This window comes from Streptomonospora nanhaiensis (assembly GCF_013410565.1).
GTDB lineage: Bacteria > Actinomycetota > Actinomycetes > Streptosporangiales > Streptosporangiaceae > Streptomonospora > Streptomonospora nanhaiensis.
Genome location: NZ_JACCFO010000001.1, coordinates 5261933 through 5278724, shown reverse-complemented (window position 1 = coordinate 5278724; position 16792 = coordinate 5261933). Strand labels below are relative to the sequence as shown.

General features: G+C 77.5%; 13 protein-coding genes and 1 riboswitch. Of the genes, 7 read left to right on the top strand and 6 right to left on the bottom strand.

Going from position 1 to position 16792, the window contains the following annotated elements; genetic code table 11:
• Positions 1-19: 19 nt before the first annotated feature.
• The 3 genes from cobA to cobC form a co-directional block, all read right to left on the bottom strand.
• Entirely contained in the window at positions 20-1333 is a 1314-nt protein-coding gene (cobA, locus tag HNR12_RS23440; RefSeq protein ID WP_308118512.1) for a uroporphyrinogen-III C-methyltransferase, read from the bottom strand.
• 214 nt (positions 1334-1547) lie between these two features.
• Entirely contained in the window at positions 1548-4100 is a 2553-nt protein-coding gene (gene cobT, locus HNR12_RS23435) for a nicotinate-nucleotide--dimethylbenzimidazole phosphoribosyltransferase (RefSeq protein ID WP_179769591.1), read from the bottom strand.
• Positions 4101-4235: 135 nt separating this feature from the next.
• A complete protein-coding gene (gene cobC, locus HNR12_RS23430; RefSeq protein WP_308118790.1) occupies positions 4236-5312 on the bottom strand; it encodes an Rv2231c family pyridoxal phosphate-dependent protein CobC in 1077 nt (358 codons plus the stop codon).
• Between the two features lie 1043 nt (positions 5313-6355).
• Here cobC and HNR12_RS23425 point away from each other — a divergent pair.
• The 5 genes from HNR12_RS23425 (at position 6356) to HNR12_RS23405 (ending at position 10110) form a co-directional block, all read left to right on the top strand.
• Positions 6356-7084, top strand: a complete 729-nt coding sequence (locus HNR12_RS23425) for an energy-coupling factor ABC transporter permease (RefSeq protein ID WP_179769589.1) — start codon at positions 6356-6358, stop codon at positions 7082-7084.
• A 2-nt stretch (positions 7085-7086) separates the two neighbouring features.
• Complete coding sequence (locus HNR12_RS23420) at positions 7087-7464, top strand: energy-coupling factor ABC transporter substrate-binding protein (RefSeq protein ID WP_179769588.1); 378 nt, start codon at positions 7087-7089, stop codon at positions 7462-7464.
• A gap of 5 nt (positions 7465-7469) precedes the next feature.
• Positions 7470-8225, top strand: a complete 756-nt coding sequence (gene cbiQ, locus HNR12_RS23415) for a cobalt ECF transporter T component CbiQ (protein ID WP_179769587.1) — start codon at positions 7470-7472, stop codon at positions 8223-8225.
• On the top strand, positions 8222-9073 hold the full coding sequence (locus HNR12_RS23410) for an energy-coupling factor ABC transporter ATP-binding protein (protein ID WP_179769586.1): 852 nt from the start codon (positions 8222-8224) through the stop codon (positions 9071-9073). Before cbiQ ends, HNR12_RS23410 begins: the two co-directional genes overlap by 4 nt.
• Before the next feature lie 437 nt (positions 9074-9510).
• Positions 9511-10110 (top strand): GNAT family N-acetyltransferase, encoded by a 600-nt coding sequence (locus tag HNR12_RS23405; protein WP_179769585.1) that lies wholly within the window; start codon positions 9511-9513, stop codon positions 10108-10110.
• Positions 10111-10169: 59 nt separating this feature from the next.
• On the opposite strand, the gene cobO is transcribed toward HNR12_RS23405, so the two are convergent.
• Both cobO and HNR12_RS23395 read right to left on the bottom strand, forming a co-directional pair.
• On the bottom strand, positions 10170-10772 hold the full coding sequence (gene cobO / locus HNR12_RS23400) for a cob(I)yrinic acid a,c-diamide adenosyltransferase (RefSeq protein WP_179769584.1): 603 nt from the start codon (positions 10770-10772) through the stop codon (positions 10170-10172).
• A gap of 130 nt (positions 10773-10902) precedes the next feature.
• Positions 10903-12993: a putative cobaltochelatase gene (locus tag HNR12_RS23395; protein ID WP_179769583.1), complete on the bottom strand. Its 2091-nt coding sequence runs from the start codon at positions 12991-12993 to the stop codon at positions 10903-10905.
• Between the two features lie 56 nt (positions 12994-13049).
• A riboswitch (cobalamin riboswitch) is annotated at positions 13050-13176 on the bottom strand.
• Between the two features lie 222 nt (positions 13177-13398).
• Between HNR12_RS23395 and HNR12_RS23390 the strand changes: the two genes are divergently transcribed.
• Positions 13399-14850 carry an amidase gene (locus tag HNR12_RS23390; protein ID WP_179769582.1) on the top strand — a complete coding sequence of 484 codons (1452 nt, stop codon included), beginning with the start codon at positions 13399-13401 and terminating at the stop codon, positions 14848-14850.
• 138 nt (positions 14851-14988) lie between these two features.
• Entirely contained in the window at positions 14989-16401 is a 1413-nt protein-coding gene (locus HNR12_RS23385) for an APC family permease (RefSeq protein ID WP_179769581.1), read from the top strand.
• A gap of 62 nt (positions 16402-16463) precedes the next feature.
• Here HNR12_RS23385 and HNR12_RS23380 read toward each other — a convergent pair whose 3' ends face one another.
• Positions 16464-16733, bottom strand: a complete 270-nt coding sequence (locus tag HNR12_RS23380) for a DUF6504 family protein (protein ID WP_179769580.1) — start codon at positions 16731-16733, stop codon at positions 16464-16466.
• Between the last annotated feature and the right edge of the window lie 59 nt (positions 16734-16792).

Here is a 16792-nt window from a genome sequence, read left to right as displayed (position 1 = left end):
TTCTCATCGGTCGTCGCGGTCACAAGACCCGGTTCCCCTCGGGTGGGTCGCCGACGGCGGGATCGGCGGAGGCGGCGCCCCGCGCCCCCGGCCCTTCACGCCCCGTCTGCAGTATGTCAAGTTCCCCGGCCAGGTTGACCACTTCTCCGATCACGATCACGGCGGGCGGCCGGATCGCGGAGTCGCGGACGGCGCGCCCGACGGTGCCCAGGGTCGCCCGGACCGTGCGCTGGGTGGGGAGGGTGGCCTCCTGCACCGCCGCCACCGGGGTGTCGGGCGAGCGGCCGTGGGTGATCAGCGCTTCGGCGATGGCCTCAAGGCGCTCCACCGCCATCAGCGCCACGATGGTGCCCCCTCCGGCGGCCAGCGCGGCCCAGTCGACCGTGGAGCGGGGGTCGCCGGGCGCGACGTGGCCGGAGACCACGTGCACGTCCTGGGCGACGCCCCGGTGGGTGACGGGGATGCCGGCGGCGGCGGGCGCGGCGAGCGCGCTGGTGATGCCGGGCACGACGGTGACGGGGACCCCGGCGGCGGCGCAGGCCGCGGCCTCCTCGCCGCCGCGGCCGAACAGGAAGGAGTCGCCGCCCTTGAGCCGCACGACGAACTTGCCCGCCCGGGCGCGCTCGACCAGGACGCGGTTTATGTCCTCCTGGGTCATCGACCGGCCGTAGGGGATCTTGGCGGCGTCGACGATCTCGACGTCGCCGGGCAGGCGGTCCAGCAGCGAGGCGGGGGCCAGCCGGTCGACGACCACGACGTCGGCCTGGGCCAGGAGCTGGCGGCCGCGCACGGTGATCAGCCCGGGGTCGCCGGGCCCGCCGCCGACCAGGGCCACGCCGCGGTGGTGTTCGCGGCCCCGGCGGGCGTCGAGGGTGCCGTCGGAGAGCCCGTCCAGCACGGCGTCGCGCAGCCCGGCGGCGCGGCGGGGGTCGCCGTTGGCGACCACCCCCACGGTGACACCGGAGGCGCTGCCGCTGGCCGGGGTCCAGGCGGCCGAGGCGTGGCGGTCGTCGGCGCGCACGCACCACACGCGCTCGGCCTCGGCCTCGGCCGCGACGGCGGCGTTGACCTCGGCGGAGTCGGTGGCGGCGTGCACGAGCCAGAAGCGGCCCAGCGCGCCGTCGCGGATGTCGCCGGGTGCGTAGGCGCGGCGCAGCCAGGTGATGCGCCCGGCGCCGGCCAGGCCCTCAAGGGTGGCGGTGGCCTCGGGGGCCACCAGGGTGACGTCGGCGCCGGACTCCAGCAGCACGGGGACGCGCCGCTGGGCGACCCGGCCGCCGCCGACGACCAGGGCCGCGCGCCCCTCCATCCGCAGGCCGAGGAGATACGTCACCGAGGCTGCCTCCGTATCCGCGAGCGTGCGTTCGTTGGCGGGTGTTGGGCGGGGGATGCGGCCCGCGTTCGCCGTGTAGCGCGGTGTGCAGGCGGCGAAACCCAAAATACCGTGTCAAACGGGGGGCACGTGCGCACCGCGGCGGCCGCCGGCGCGCCCCGGCCACCCCGCCGCCGTGCGCGGCGGGGTGTGCACAACTCTACGGGGAATCCGGTCAGTACCGTTCGCTCACCCCGGCGGACCCGAAGGTGGCCACGTCGCGCAGCGCCCGCACCGACCCCTGCAGCAGCGGCAGCGCCAGGAGCGCGCCCGATCCCTCGCCCAGCCGCATCTCCAGGTCGATGAGCGGGCGCAGGCCCACGTGCCGCAGCGCGGCGGCGTGGCCGGGCTCGGAGGAGCGGTGGCCGGCGAAGCAGGCGTTGAGCGCGCGCGGCTCGATGGCGGCGGCCACGACGGCGGCGGCCCCGGCGCTGACGCCGTCCAGCAGGACGGGCACCCGCAGCGCGGCGGCGCCCAGGATGAACCCGGTCAGGGCGGCGTGCTCGAACCCGCCGACGGCGGCGAGGACGCCGACGGGGTCGGAGGTGTCGATGTCGTTGGCGGCGAGCGCCCGCCGCACCACGTCGATCTTGCGCTCCAGCATCGCGTCGTCGGCGCCGGTGCCGCGGCCGGTGACCTCGGCGGGGTCGGCGCCGGTGAAGGCGGCGATGAGCGCGGCCGAGGGCGTGGTGTTGCCGATCCCCATGTCACCGGTGATCAGGCAGCGGTTGCCGGCCGAGACCAGGTCGCGGGCGGCCTCGATGCCGGCCTCCACGGCGTAGTCGGCCTGGGTGCGGGTCATGGCCGGGCCCTGGGTGAAGTCGGCGGTGCCGTGCGCGATCTTGCGCGGGAGCAGGCCGGGCACGGCGGGCAGGTCGGCGGCCACGCCGACGTCCACGACGGTGACCTCGGCGCCCACCTGCTCGGCGAAGGCGTTGACGACCGCCCCGCCGCGCAGGAAGTTGTGCACCATCTGCGCGGTGACCTCCTGGGGCCAGCCGCTGACGCCCTGGGCGTGCACCCCGTGGTCGCCGGCGAAGACCGCCACGGCGGCGGGCTCGGGGACGGGCGGCGGGCACTCGCCGGCCAGGCCGGCCAGGCGCACCGAGACCTCTTCGAGGACGCCCAGGGAGCCGGCCGGCTTGGTCATGGCGGCCTGGCGCTCCTCGGCCTCCTTCAGCGCGCGCTGGTTGAGCGGGGTGATGGCGCCGACGGTCTCGTCCAGGAGGCTGGTGGCGTCCTCGCCCGGCAGCCCGCGGCGCCCGTAGTGGTCGCGGTGCACGGCCCAGGAGAGGGGGCGGCGGCGCGCCCAGCCGCTCATGGCCAGCTCGGGCTCGGGCGGGAAGTCCTCGACGTAGCCCACGCACAGGTAGGCCACGACCTCCAGGTGCGGCGGCAGGTCGAGGGCGCGGGCGAGTTCGCGCTCGTCGAAGAAGCTGACCCAGCCCACGCCCAGGCCCTCGGAGCGCGCGGCCAGCCACAGGTTCTCCACGGCCAGGGCGGCGGAGTAGCCGGGGGTGCGGGGCTGGGCGTGGCGGCCGAGCGTGTGGCGCCCGCCGCGGGTGGGGTCGACGGTGACCACGACGTTGACGGGGGTGTCGAGGATGGCCTCGACCTTGAGGCCGGAGAACGCCTGGGCGCGGGCGCCGGGCAGGGCGCGCGCGTACTCGTCGCGCTGGACGCGCACCAGTTCGTGGACGCGGGAGCGCAGGTCCTCGTCGTGGACGACGATGAAGTCCCAGGGCTGGGAGTAGCCGACCGAGGGTGCGCGGTGGGCGGCGTCGAGGACCCGGGTGAGCACGTCGTCGGGGACGGGGTCGGCGCGGAAGCCCACGCGCACGTCGCGGCGGTCGCGGATGGCGCGGTAGACGGCGGCGCGCTCGGCCTCGCCGTAGGCGTGTTCGGCCGCGGCCGCGCCGCCGCCGGGCCGCCCAGAGGTCTCGGCGGGTTCGGCGGGTTCGGCGGGTTCGGGCGCGGGGGCGGCCTCGGCGGCCGCGGCGTCGGGACCGTGGTCGGGGTGCTCGGGCTGGGCGGCGGCTGCGTGCGCGTTCACAGGAGAACCGTCTTCGCTCGGGGTCGGGGTCGGGGTGCGGCGCTCGGCGGCGGGCGCCGCGTCGCCGGTGTCGGCGGGGGCCTGCGCCGCGGGCTCGGGCGCCTCGGGGGCGTCGGCCGGAGCGGGGGCGGCGGGCCGGGCGGCCGGCGGCGGGTACTCGGGTGCGGCGGGGCGGGCCGGGGCCGCCTGCGCCGACGCGGGCGCCGCGACCGGGGCCGCCGCCGGGGCGGGCGGCGGGTACTCCGGCGCGGCGGGGGCCGCCGGGCGGGACTCGCGGGCGGCGGGGCGCCGCGCCGCGCCGCCGGCGCGCTCCGCGGCGGCCGCGGGTGCGCCGGGCTGCTCGGGGGCGGCGGGTTCGGCCGCGGCCTCGGGCGCCGCCGCCTCGGTGGCCGCGGACTCGGTGCGGGGCTGGGCCGCGGGCTCGGGCGCGGGGTCGGGCTCGGCGGCGGGCGCGGCGGCCGTGCGGTCGAAGCCGGCGCCGCGGAAGGGGATCACGTTGGGCCGGGAGCCGCCCGCGGGGCGCTTCTGCGGCACGTGGAAGGGGTTGGGGCGGGCCGCCGCCGGGCGCGGCGCGCCCCCCGCGCCGCGCCCGGTCTCGGGCAGGTCGTCGAGCAGTCCCTTGGCCGGGGGCCGGTCGTCGTCGGGTCTGCGGTGTCGGTGGTCCTCACCGGTCATGGTGCTCCTTTCGCGGCGGCTGCGGCGCGGGGCAGCCGGCCTCGCGCACCGCACCCGCCGGTCGTCCCCCCAGGGCACACCGGCGGTGCGGCCCGCCGGCGGTGGTCGTCAGTGAACACACGGACATCGCCATCCTCACTTCGGTGCGGCGTCACCGCGGGGCGATCCCAAGCGCAACTCTGCCAGAGTTCGCGTCAGCCGGAGAGCGGTCCGGCGGTCCCGGACCGCCACGCGCAGCCAGTCGGGGCCGAGTCCGGGGAAGGTGTCGCCGCGCCGCACCGCGATCCCGGCGGCGCGCAGCCGCTGCCGCAGCGCCTCTCCCCCGTCGGCGCGGACCAGCAGGAAGGAGGCCGCGGCGCCCGGTGTGACGTGCAGTCCGGCGGCGGCGAGGCCGCGGGCGAGGGCGGCGCGGTCGGCGGCCAGGCGCCGGGCCCAGGCGTCGGCCTCGGCCAGGGCGCGGGGTTCGCAGCAGGCGGCGGTGGCGGCCAGGGCGGGGGTGGAGACCGACCACAGGGGCTGGGCGTCGGCCAGCCGCGCGACCAGGGCGGGGTCGGCCAGCAGGTAGCCGGCGCGCAGGCCGGCCAGACCCCAGGTCTTGGTGAGGCTGCGCACAACGACGAGGCCGGGCAGGTCGGCGCGCCCGGCCAGCGACTCGGGTTCGCCGGGCACGCAGTCGGCGAACGCCTCGTCCACCACGAGGGTGCGGCCGGGCCGGGCGAGGGCGGCGAGGACGGCGGCGGGGTGGAGGACCGAGGTCGGGTTGGTGGGGTTGCCCACCATGACGAGGTCGGCGTCGGCGGGGACGGCGGCGGGGTCGAGGGCGAAGCGGGGCGGGGGCAGCAGGACGCGCTCGACGAAGTGCCCGGCGGCGCGCAGGGCGGCCTCGGGCTCGGTGAACTGGGGGTGCACCACCACGGCGCGGCGGGGGCGCAGTACGCGGGCGAGCAGCACGAACGCCTCGGCGGCGCCGGCGGTCAGCAGCACGCCGTCCGGGTCGCGCCCGTGGCGGCGGGCGACGGCGGCGCGCGCGGGGCGGGGGTCGGGGTAGGCGGCGAGGTCGGCCAGGGAGGCGGAGACGCGCTCGGCCAGCCAGGCGGGGGGCGTGCCGGCGCGCACGTTCACGGCGAAGTCGAGCAGCCCGGGGCCGACCTCGGCGTCGCCGTGGTGGCGCAGGTCCACGTCGTCGGCGCGCTCTCCGGCTTCAGCCGACACCGGCACCGCCCCGGGTGCGCGGAAGGAGGGCCGCCGCGCCGGAACGCGCGTGGCCGCCGCACCGGAGACGGCACGCGCCTTCCCCCCGGCCTTCCCCCCGCCGGCCTCCCGGGCGAGGGGCGGTCGCGGAGCCGTGCGCGGCATTGTGGACCCGGGCGCGGCCCCCCACCGGCGGTGCGGAACAGGAGCATGCGCGGCCCGCGCGGCAGCACCCGTCGCCGTCTCCGGGGCGGGACGCGGGTGCGGCGTTCGGGACTCGCGTACCAGCCTCGGACAAAACCGCCCCGAGGTTCCTGGAGACGGGGTTGCGGACAGGCCCGCGGCCGGCAATCGGACGCTCCTCATCGGCCCGTGCGCGGACCGCGCCGGCGCGCATTTCCGCATCCGCGGCGGCGGGCCGGAGGCCGTCGCCGGGACGGGAGGGCGGGACGGGGCCGGGAGCCGGGGCCGCGTGGGGCCGGGGCACGGGCCGCGGGCGGGACTCGGTACGCGGGGCGGGAGTGCCGCTGTGGCAGGTCCCGTGGCCGCCGCCGGATCCGCCCCGCGCGACGTGCCGCCCCGCCCGGTCCACCCGCGCCGCGGGCTCGACCGCGCCGCGGGCGGGCGGCAGCGCTCGGGGCGGTCGGGGCACGGCGGTCTCCGGGGTCGGCAGGGGTTGAGGAGTGCGGGTCGACGCGGGTGCGCGGGCGGGCCGCGGGGTCGATCGGCGCCCGGTCAGGGTACACAAGCGGTGTGCCCGGCTTCGGCCTGGGCATACTGTTTGTCGCTCTGTGTCCGCCATTGCGGTCGTACCGCCTACGCCGTACCTTCAGGAAGCCGTGGTGTTCGGGGACCCGGTCCGCACCGGCGCGCCCCCGCCCACCGCGAACGGGGAGCCCAACGCCCCGACCCACCGCAGCCGGCGGCGGGTCGGCGACATGCCACCGGGAGCGTCCGCGCGGCCGCGCCCGGGACGGCCGGCGGCGGGCGGTGATCCGCGAGCCCGGAGGCGCCGGCCAGGCGTGCCGACCGTCCACGACGTGCTGGAGGATGGGTCCCCCCTCATGCATATCGCCGAAGGCTTCCTGCCATGGCAGCACGCCGCCGCCTGGACCGCCGCCGCCGCTCCCTTCGTCGCCCACGGAATCCGCTCGATGACGCTCGCCGTACGCGCCGATCCCGACGCCAAGCTGCTGCTGGGCGCCTCGGGCGCGTTCTGCTTCGCCATGTCCGCGCTGAAGATCCCCTCGGTCACCGGCAGCTGCTCCCACCCCACCGGCGTCGGCCTGGGCGCGGTGCTGTTCCGCCCGCCCGTCATGGCCGCCCTGGGCACGGTCACCCTGCTGTTCCAGTCCTTGCTGCTGGCCCACGGCGGGCTGACCACCCTGGGCGCCAACGTGTTCTCCATGGCGGTGGTCGGGCCCTGGGTGGCCTACGGCGCCTACAAGGCGGTGCGCGCGCTCACCCGGTCCCTGCCCGAGACCACGGCGCTTGGCCTGGGCGTCTTCTTCGCCTCGGCCCTGGCCAGTATGAGCGCCTACACCGTGACCAGCGCGCAGCTGGCGCTCGCCCACCCCGACCCCGCCGGCGGGTTCCTCGGCGCCTTCGCCGCCTTCGCAGCGGTCTTCTCGGTCACCCAGATTCCGCTCGCCGTCATCGAGGGCCTGGTGACCGTGGTGATCGTGCGGCTGCTCAGCACGGTCGGCCGCGAGGACCTGCGGCGGCTGGGCGTGCTGCGCGCCCCCGAGCCCGCGCCCGCGGCGGCGCCCCGGACCGACGAGAAGGCGGGTTGAGCATGCCCCGGACCCTGACGACCTGGCTGCTGATCGCCGCCGCGGCGGCCATCGCCGTGCTTCCCGTGCTGATCGGCGCCGCCGACCACCTGCCCGAGCCGTTCCCGGGCGCCGACGCCGAGGCCGAGGAGGCCGTCCAGCGGATCGACCCCGACTACGAGCCCTGGTTCACCCCGGTCTACGAGGCGCCGTCCAGCGAGATCGAGTCGGGCCTGTTCGCGCTGCAGGCGGCCATCGGCGCCGGGATCATCGGCTACTGCTTCGGCGTGCTGCGCACCCGCCGCAGGCTGGAGCGCTCCGGTGCGCCCGGCACCCGGGCCGCCGAGGCGTCCGCGCCGGGCGGCGGGCCCGGGGCGAAGCGCGGCGGGGCCGCGCGGTAGGCGCGATGCCGGCGATCGACGCCGCGGCCTACCGGAGCCCGTGGCGGCGGCTCCACCCCGCTGTCAAGGGCGTCCTGTTCGGCGGGCTGCTGGTGTGCGCGCTCGTGCTGCCGGCCTGGCCGGCCGCTCCCCTGGCGGCCGCGGCCGCGGTGGGCGCGGTGCTCGGCCCGGCGCGGGTGGCGCCGCGCGCCTACGCGGGGGCCGTGTGGGGGCCGCTGCTGTTCGTCCTCACCGGCGCGGCGGCGCTGCTGGTCAGCGTCGGCGGTCCCGGGGGCGCGGTGGCCATGGCCGCCGACGGCGGGGCGCGCGCCGCCGAGGTCGCCGGGCGCGCCGCCGCCGCCGTGTGCTGCCAGGTGGGGTTCGCGTGCACCACGCCGCTGGCCGAGGTCCTGCCGCGTCTGACACGCGCCGGTGTGCCCGAACCGGTGGTCGAGGTGGTGGCGCTCGTCTACCGGATGCTGTTCGTGGCGCTGGAGGGCGTGCGGCGGATCCAGGCCGCGCAGGCGGCCCGGTTGGGCTACAGCGGGTGGCGGCCGTGGATCCGGTCGGCGGGCGCGCTGGGCGCGGCGCTGTTCGTGCGCTCCTACGACCGCTCCCGGCGCCTCCAGCGCGGGCTGGAGTGCCGGGGCTACACCGGCGCGCTCACCGTGCTGGTGGAGGAGACCCCGCTGCGCCCGGCGGCGCTGGCGGCGGCCGCCGCGCCGGCGCTGCTGGTGGCGGCGGTGGCGCTGGGTCCGTCGGCGCTGGGCGCGGCCCTGTGACGGGGGCGGCGCGGGACTCCGGCGCGCCGGCGCTGGCCGCGTGCGGCCTGGTGTTCGGCTACCCCGACTCCGGCCCGGTGTTCACCGGCCTGGACGCGGCGGTCCCGGCGCGGAGCACGGTTGCGGTGCTGGGACCCAACGGCGGGGGAAAGACCACGCTGCTGCGCCTGCTGGCGGGCAGCCTCTCCCCCGATGCCGGGGAGGTCCGGGTGGACGGCGAACCGGTGGGGCGGGGCCGGCGCGCGCTGGCCGGGCTGCGCCGCCGGGTGCAGCTGGTCTTCCAGGACCCCGACGACCAGCTCTTCTCGGCCAGCGTGCGCCAGGACGTCTCCTTTGGACCGCTGAACCTGGGGCTGGACGCCGCGGCGGCGGGCGAGCGGGTGGACTGGGCGCTGGAGGCGCTGGGGATCACCGCGCTGGCCGAGCGGCCCACGCACCTGCTGTCCTACGGCCAGCGCAAGCGGGTCGTGCTGGCGGGCGCGCTGGCCATGCGGCCGTCGGTGCTGCTGCTGGACGAGCCCACGGCCGGGCTGGACCCGCAGGGGGTGGAGTCGCTGCTGGCGACGCTGGAGGGGCTGCGCGCGCACGGCACAACCCTGGTGATGGCCACGCACGACGTCGACCTCGCCTACCGGTGGGCCGAGCGGGTGCTGCTGCTGGACCGCGCGGTGCTGGCGGAGGGGCCGGCGCGCGAGGTGCTCGCCGACCCCGACGTGCCGGCGGCGGCCCGGCTGCGCCCGGCGTGGGCGCCCACGGCCGCCCGCGCCCTGCGCCGGGCCGGCCTGCTGCCCGAGGACGCGCCCGACCCGGCCACCCCGGAGGAGGCCGCGCGGCTGCTGGGCCCGTGAGCCGAGGAGGAGAGGAGCCGATGGAAGCGGGTGGCGACCTCACCTGCCACCACGGCCTGGAACCCGTCTTCCACGGGCCCGCCTTCCTCACGTGCCCGGCGGCCTTCCACGACCCGGTCTTCCGCGCGCCGACGGCGCGGGAGGCCGCGGCCGCGAGCCCGTGCCGTGCCTCATCGCCGCCGAGCGCCTGGAGATCCGGCACGGGATCGTGCTCCGGCACGGCGGCGCCGGCGCGGACGCGCCGCCGGGAGGGCCCGCCGCCCCGGACGTCCGGCGGGAGGTGCGGCGGCCTCCGGGCGGCGGACCGGTTGGCGGCGGACATCTCGGGCGTGGGAAAATTTGAGCCGGTTCCTACCCGTATCCGCACTGGTCCGGGCGCCCGCCGGTGGCTGGGCCCGCTCCGCTGTGCGCCGTGCCCCCGCCGGGAGCGCCTGCCGATGACCCCACCCCGTGAACCCCGGACGATGCCGCTGGTCGTGCTGCACACCGAACGCCTCACCCTGCGGGCGCACACGCGCGACGACATCGATCCCGTGCACCGGGCCGCCACCGACCCCGAACTCCAGCGCTGGCTGCCGCTGCCGCGCCCGGGCAGGCCCTACACCCGCGCCGACGCCGAGCACTGGTGCCTGGTGGCGGCGCCGGAGTCCCGCGCCGCCGGCGACGGCCAGCAGTGGGCGATCGTGGAGACCGCGACGGGCGGCTACTGCGGGGCGGTCGGCCTGACGCGCACGATGTGGCGGGCCGCCACCACGGAGGTCGGCTACTGGCTGTCCCCCGCGGCGCGCGGCCGCGGCCTGGCCACCGAGGCGGCCGTCGCCGTGGCGCACTGGGCGCTGCGCGACCAGCGGTTCCAGCGGGTGGAGCTGAAGGCGGCCACGGGCAACACCGCCTCCCGGCGCGTGGCCGAGAAGGCGGGCTTCGTCTACGAGGGCACCGAGCGCAACGCGATGCCGCTGCACCGGGGCCGCACCGACCTCGCTGTGTACAGCCTCATCCCCGCCGACCTGACCGGCCTGGGACCCGGCACCCGCTGAGCGGGGCCGCCCCCCGGCGGCGGCGGGCCCGGGTACGGGCCGGGCGCGCCCGGCCGGGCCTACCACTCGATCCCGCGCTGGCCCTTCTGCCCGGCGTCCATGGGGTGCTTGACCTTGGTCATCTCGGTGACGAGGTCGGCGGCCTCCAGGAGGCGGGGGTGGGCGTCGCGGCCGGTGATCACCACGTGCTGGCGGCCCGGGCGGTCGGCGAGGGTGGCGACCACGTCCTCGACGTCGACCCATCCCCACTTCAGGGGATAGGTGAACTCGTCCAGCACGTACAGCCCGTAGGTCTCGGCGGCCAGGTCGCGTTTGATCTGCCGCCAGCCCTCGGCCGCGTCGGCGGCGTGGTCGGCCTCGGTGCCCGGGCGCTGGATCCACGACCAGCCCTCGCCCATCTTGTTCCAGTGCACCCGGCCGCCCTCGCCGGACTCCCCCAGCACCCGCAGGGCGCGTTCCTCGCCGATGCGCCACTTGGCCGACTTCACGAACTGGAACACGCCGATGTCCCAGCCCTGCGCCCACGCGCGGGCGGCCAGCCCGAACGCGGCGGTGGACTTCCCCTTGCCGGGGCCGGTGTGCACCATCAGCAGCGGGCGGTTGCGGCGCTGGCGGGTGGTGAGCCCGTCGTCGGGCACGTGGGTGGGTCTGCCCTGCGGCATGGGCGGCCTCCTGAGTGGGTCGGTGGTCGGGTCGGTGGCGGGATCGGTCGCCGTGGGGCGCGGCGGACGGCGGCGGGGCGCCCGCACGGACGGCGCTGTCGGGGCTGTCGGCGCGGACGGCGGGCGGGTGTCAGGCGGCGCGGCGGGTGCCGCGAACCAGGCCGGTCAGCGCGTCGGCGGCCAACTCCTCCAGGCGCACGGACTCGCCGTCCAGGGCGGCGGCCAGGCGGTCGGCCAGCCCGAGGCGAACCGGGCCGGACTCGCAGTCCACGACGACGCTGTGCACGCCGCGCGCGCCGATCCCGGCGGCGGCGCGCAGGGCGGTGTCGAGCCCGCCGTGCGTGGCGCGGCCGTCGGTGACCACGACCAGCAGCGGGCGGCGGGCGGGGTCGCGCAGCCGCTCGACGCGCAGCACCTCGGCCGCGCGCGCCAGGCCGGCCGCCAGCGGGGTGCGGCCGCCGGTGCGCAGCTCGCGCAGGCGGCGGGCCCCGGCCTCGACCGACGACGTGGGCGGCAGTGCGACCTCGGCGGCGCGGCCCCGGAAGGTGACCAGGCCGACCTTGTCGCGCCGCTGGTAGGCGTCCAGGAGGAGGCTCAGGACCGCGCCCTTGACGGCGCGCATGCGCTGCCGGGCGGCCATGGAGCCGCTGGCGTCCACGCAGAACAGCACGAGGTTGCCCTCGCGGCCCTCGCGGACGGCCTCGCGCAGGTCGCCCGGGCGCAGCACCAGTCCCGGACCGCTGCGTCCGCGGGCGCGCTGGTAGGGCGCGGCGGCGCGCAGGGTGGCGCCCAGGTGCAGGGCGCCCACGCGCCGCGCGGGCGGGCGGGCGCCGGAGGTGCGGCCGTGGGGGGTCTCGGCGCGGGAGCGGCGGCCGGGCGCGCCGTGGCCCACCCCGGTGAGGCGCAGCAGGCGCGGACGGTAGGGCTCGCCCGGTTCGGCGGCCGGGCCCTCCGACGCGGGGCCGGACCCGTCGGCCGGGGGGTCGTCCTGGGCACCGGGGCGGTCGTCGGCCGGGTCGGTGCCCGCCCCGCCCGGTGCGGGATCGGAGGTGCCGGTCCCCTCGGGCTCGGCGGGGCCCTCCGGGCCGTCCGCGCCCTCGGCTGACGCAGGCGGCTCGGGGGCGCCGGGGTCCGCGGGTGGGGGACCCTCCGGGGGCTCCGGGGGGTCCTCATCAGGGCCTTTTGGGTCGGGCTCACCCGCCTGCTCCGCCTGCTCCAGCGCCTCGCGCAGGCGGTCCTCGTCGAGGTCGGGGGCGTCGAAGGGGTCGCGGCGGCGCCGGTGCGGCAGGGCCAGGCGGGCGGCGTCGCGGACGTCGTCGGAGCCGACCTCGCCGTGGCCGCGCCAGGCGGCCAGCGCCATGGCGGCGCGGGCGGTGACGATGTCGGCGCGCAGGCCGTCGACGTCGAAGGCCGCGCACACGGCGGTGACCTGGCGCAGCGCGGCGTCGGTGAGCACCACGCCGGGCAGGCGCTCGCGGGCGGCGCGGATGCGTTCGGCGAGGTCGGCTTCGTCGTCGGCGTAGGCGGCGGCGAAGGAGCCGGGATCGGCCTCGAAGGCCAGCCGGCGGCGCACGACCTCGGCCCGCTGGGCGGGGTCGCGGGTGGCGGCGACCTCGACGGTGAGGCCGAAGCGGTCCAGCAGCTGCGGGCGGAGTTCGCCCTCCTCGGGGTTCATGGTGCCCACGAGCAGGAAGCGCGCCGCGTGGCGCACAGACACGCCTTCGCGCTCGACATGGGAGGTGCCCATGGCGGCGGCGTCCAGCAGCAGGTCGACGAGGTGGTCGTGCAGCAGGTTGACCTCGTCGACGTAGAGGAGGCCGCGGTGGGCGTCGGCGAGCAGGCCGGGCTCGAACGCCCTGACCCCCTCGGTGAGCGCGCGCTCCAGGTCGAGCGCGCCGACCAGCCGGTCCTCGCTGGCGCCCACCGGCAGCTCCACGAGCCGGGCGGGGCGCTCGGCCGGGGCCGCGCCGGGGACGTGGGGGCCGTCGGGGCAGCCGGGGTCGGGGGCGGCGGGGTCGCAGGCGAAGCGGCAGCCCTCGACCACGGCGATGGAGGGCAGCAGCGCCGCCAGGGCGCGCACCACGGTCGACTTGGCGGTGCCCTTCTCGCCGCGGACCAGCACGCCGCCCACGGCCGGCGACACGGCGTTGAGCAGCAGCGCCAGCTTGAGGTCGGCCATGCCGACGACCGCGCTGAAGGGATAGCGAGCAGGAGCGCTCACGCGGGTCAGTCCTTCCTCGGGAGTCCACGCCCACAGGGGTCGGTCGCGGTGCCGCGCAGTCTCCTGGCTTCCAGATCGCCGCTCCCCCGCCGCCTTCCCACCGGGGTCCGGCAGTGGCGTGCGTGGCGGGGTCGCTTCCTGGTCACAGTGGCGGGTCCGTCCCGGATTCGCACCGGGTTCCTGCTGTCGCGGCGGGCCCTGGACGAACCGGGGCGTGCGCCGCGATCGGGGCACCGCGCACCAGCGTCTCACACCGGCCTCCGCGCGCCCGCACCGCAGTCGCCCCGGGGCGCGGGGGGTGCCGGGGCAGGCGGGGGACGGTGAGGGCGCCGCCTTGCGCGCGGCCGGGCCGGTGGGGTGGGATGGCCGCGCCGACGGGGCGATGAGTCGAGGAGGGCACCGGCCGTGGACGAGGAGATCACCTACCGCTCCGCCCGCGACCTGGCGCGGATGCTGCGCGCGCGGGAGGTGTCGGCCCGCGAGGTGGTGGGCGCGCACCTGGCGCGGATCGAGGCGGTGAACCCGAGGGTCAACGCGGTGGTGACGCTGTGCGCCGAGCGGGCCATGGACGAGGCGGCGGCCGCCGACGAGCGGCTGGCCTCGGGCGCCGAGGTGGGGCCGCTGCACGGGCTGCCGGTCGCGCACAAGGACGCCCACGAGACCGCCGGGGTGCGCACGACGTTCGGTTCGCCGCTGTTCGCCGGCAACGTGCCCCGGCGCGACGAACTGGTGGTGGAGCGGATGCGCGCGGCGGGCGCGATCACCGTGGGCAAGACCAACACCCCGGAGTTCTCGGCGGGCTCGCACACGTTCAACCCGGTGTTCGGGCTGACGCGCAACCCCTACGACCTGACCCGGTCGGCCGGGGGCAGCAGCGGCGGGGCCGCCGCCGCGCTGGCGGCCGGCATGCACCCGCTGTGCGACGGCTCGGACATGGGCGGGTCGCTGCGCAACCCGGCGGCGTTCAACAACGTGGTGGGGCTGCGGCCCTCGCCGGGGCGGGTGCCCCGCCACCCCGCCCCGCTGGGGTGGTCGACGCTGGGCGTGCAGGGGCCCATGGCGCGGGAGGTGGCCGACGCCGCGCTGCTGCTGTCGGTGATGGCCGGGCCCGACCCGCGCAGCCCGATCGCGGTGCCCGAGCCGGGTGCGGGGTTCGCCGAGCCGCTGGAGCGCGACCTGCGCGGTCTGCGGGTGGCCTGGACCCCCGACCTGGGCGGGGCGGCGGTGTGCGAGCGGGCCGTGGTGGAGGCGCTCGCCCCGGTGCCGCGGGTGCTGGCGGACCTGGGCTGCGTGGTGGCCGAGGACTCCCCCGACCTCCGCGACGCCGACGAGGTGTTCCGCACGCTGCGGGCGTGGGCGTTCGAGGTGTCGCTGGGCGGGCTGCTGGACTCCGCGCGCGACCGGCTCAAGCCGAGCCTGGTGTGGAACATCGAGCAGGGCCGCGCGCTCAGCGGCGCCGACGTGGGGCGCGCCGAGGTGCTGCACACCCGGATCTACCACCGGATGCGGCGGTTCTTCGAGCGCTACGACGTGCTGGTGCTGCCGGTGAGCCAGGTGGTGCCGTTCGACGCCGGCCTGGAGTACCCGCCCGACATCGACGGCGTGGTGCAGGAGACCTACCTGGACTGGATGCGGTCGTGCTCCCACATCACGGTGACGGCCTGCCCGGCGGTGTCGGTGCCGGGCGGGTTCACCCCCGAGGGACTTCCGGTGGGCGTGCAGATCGTGGGCCCGCACCTGGCCGAGCGGCGGGTGCTGGAGGTGGCGCACGCGTTCGAGCGCGCCACGGGGTTCGGCAAGCGCCGCCCGCCGCTGTGCGGACGCGGCGCGCCGGCGAACGGACAGAACACTCGGTGAAACCCCAGAACCGACTTTTGTCATAAAAGCGTCCTTATGTCGAAACGAACCCTCAATACGCAGCTCATTGCCCCTGCACCGCGTCCGTGACTTCAATTGCTGATCACCTCTCTGTTCCCGAAGAGGAAGGCGCGGACAGTGGCGGCCAACAGCGAATTCCTGCGGGTGCTGGGGCGCGGGGACGTCCTGGCGCTGGCGTTCGGCGCGATGATCGGCTTCGGCTGGATCGTGCTCACGGGCGAGTTCATCGACGGCGCGGGCAGCCTGGGATCGGCGCTGGCGTTCGTGATCGGCGGGGCGATCATCGCGCTCGTGGGGCTCACCTACGCCGAGCTCATCTCGGCCATGCCGCACGCGGGCGGCGAGCACCACTACGCGCTGCGGGCGCTGGGCGGCCGGGGCGCGTTCGTGGCGTCGTGGGCGATGGTGCTCGGCTATGTCTCGGTGGTGGCGTTCGAGGCGGTGGCGCTGCCGCACACCGTGCTCTACCTGCTGCCCGACATGCGGGCGGGGTACCTGTGGACGGTGGCCGACTACGACGTCTACGCGAGCTGGGTGGCGGTGGGCGCGGTGGCGGCGGTGGCGATCACCGCGCTCAACTACGTCGGAATCCGGCCGGCGTCGGTCTTCCAGACGATCGCGGTGCTGTTCCTGCTGGCCTCGGGCGCCGTGCTGCTGCTGGGGGCGTTCACCGGCGGGTCGGCCCAGAACATGCAGCCGCTGTTCGCCGGCGGCGTGCCCGGGCTCATGGGGGTGCTGGTGGCGGTGCCGTTCCTGTTCGTGGGGTTCGACGTGGTGCCGCAGTCGGCGAGCGAGATCAAGATCCCCTACCGGCAGGTGGGCTGGCTGCTGGTGGTGTCGGTGGGGTGCGCGGCGGCCTGGTACATCATGATCATGCTGACGGTCAGCGCGGGGCTGTCGCCGGCGCAGCTGCTGGACTCCGAACTGGCCTCGGCGGACTCCATGGCGGCGCTGTGGGACAGCCAGGCGCTGGGCAACGTGCTGGTGCTGGGCGGGATCGCGGGGATCCTGACGAGCTGGAACGCGTTCCTGATCGGCGGCAGCCGGCTGCTCTACGCCATGGCGCGCTCGGAGATGATCCCGGCGTGGTTCGGCCGCGTGCACCCGAGATTCCGCACTCCCGGGAACGCGGTGCTGTTCATCGGCGGGCTGTCGGTGATCGCGCCGGTGTTCGGCCGCCCCATGCTGGTGTGGCTGGTGGACGCCGGCGGCATCAACATCGTGGTGGCCTACGTGACGGTCGTGCTCTCCTTCCTGGTGCTGCGCCGGCGCGAACCCGCCATGGAGCGGCCGTTTCGCACCCCGGCGGGCACCGCGGTGGGCGTGGCGGCGCTGGTGCTGTCGCTGGGCCTGGGCGTGCTGTACCTGCCGGGCATGCCGGCGGCGCTGGTGTGGCCCTATGAGTGGGTGATCGTGGGCGGCTGGTGGCTGGTCGGCGCGGTGTTCCTGTGGCGGCTGCCGCGGGTGGGCCCGGGCGCCGACGCCGAGGAGCGGCTGATCGCGGCGGTGCGAACCCGCCGGAGCGAGTAGCCGGCGCCGGGCGCGGGGCGGTGGCGGGGGCGCCCGGGCCGCAAGAGACGGGTGGACAGGTGTCAGTCGAGGACCCGGGCCAGCAGCCACTGCCCCGAGCCGGAGTCGTGCAGGAGTTCGTAGACGCCCGGCGCGCCGGCGGAACCGGCCTCGACCCGCCAGTGGACGCGCTGGGGCGGCTGGTCGTGGTGGGCGGGGGCCCAGTCGGCGCGCAGGGTGATCCAGTGGTCGACGATGTGCCGGACGGTGTAGACGCGTCGGTCCCATACGAAGCGCACCGGGCGCCCCTGGTGTTCGGTGACCGTGATCGGGACTCCGTAGACGTGGCCCACGTGGCGGCTCTCCCCTCGGCTGGTACGGCGCGGTGCGCGAACGCGGCCTGCGGGGAAGG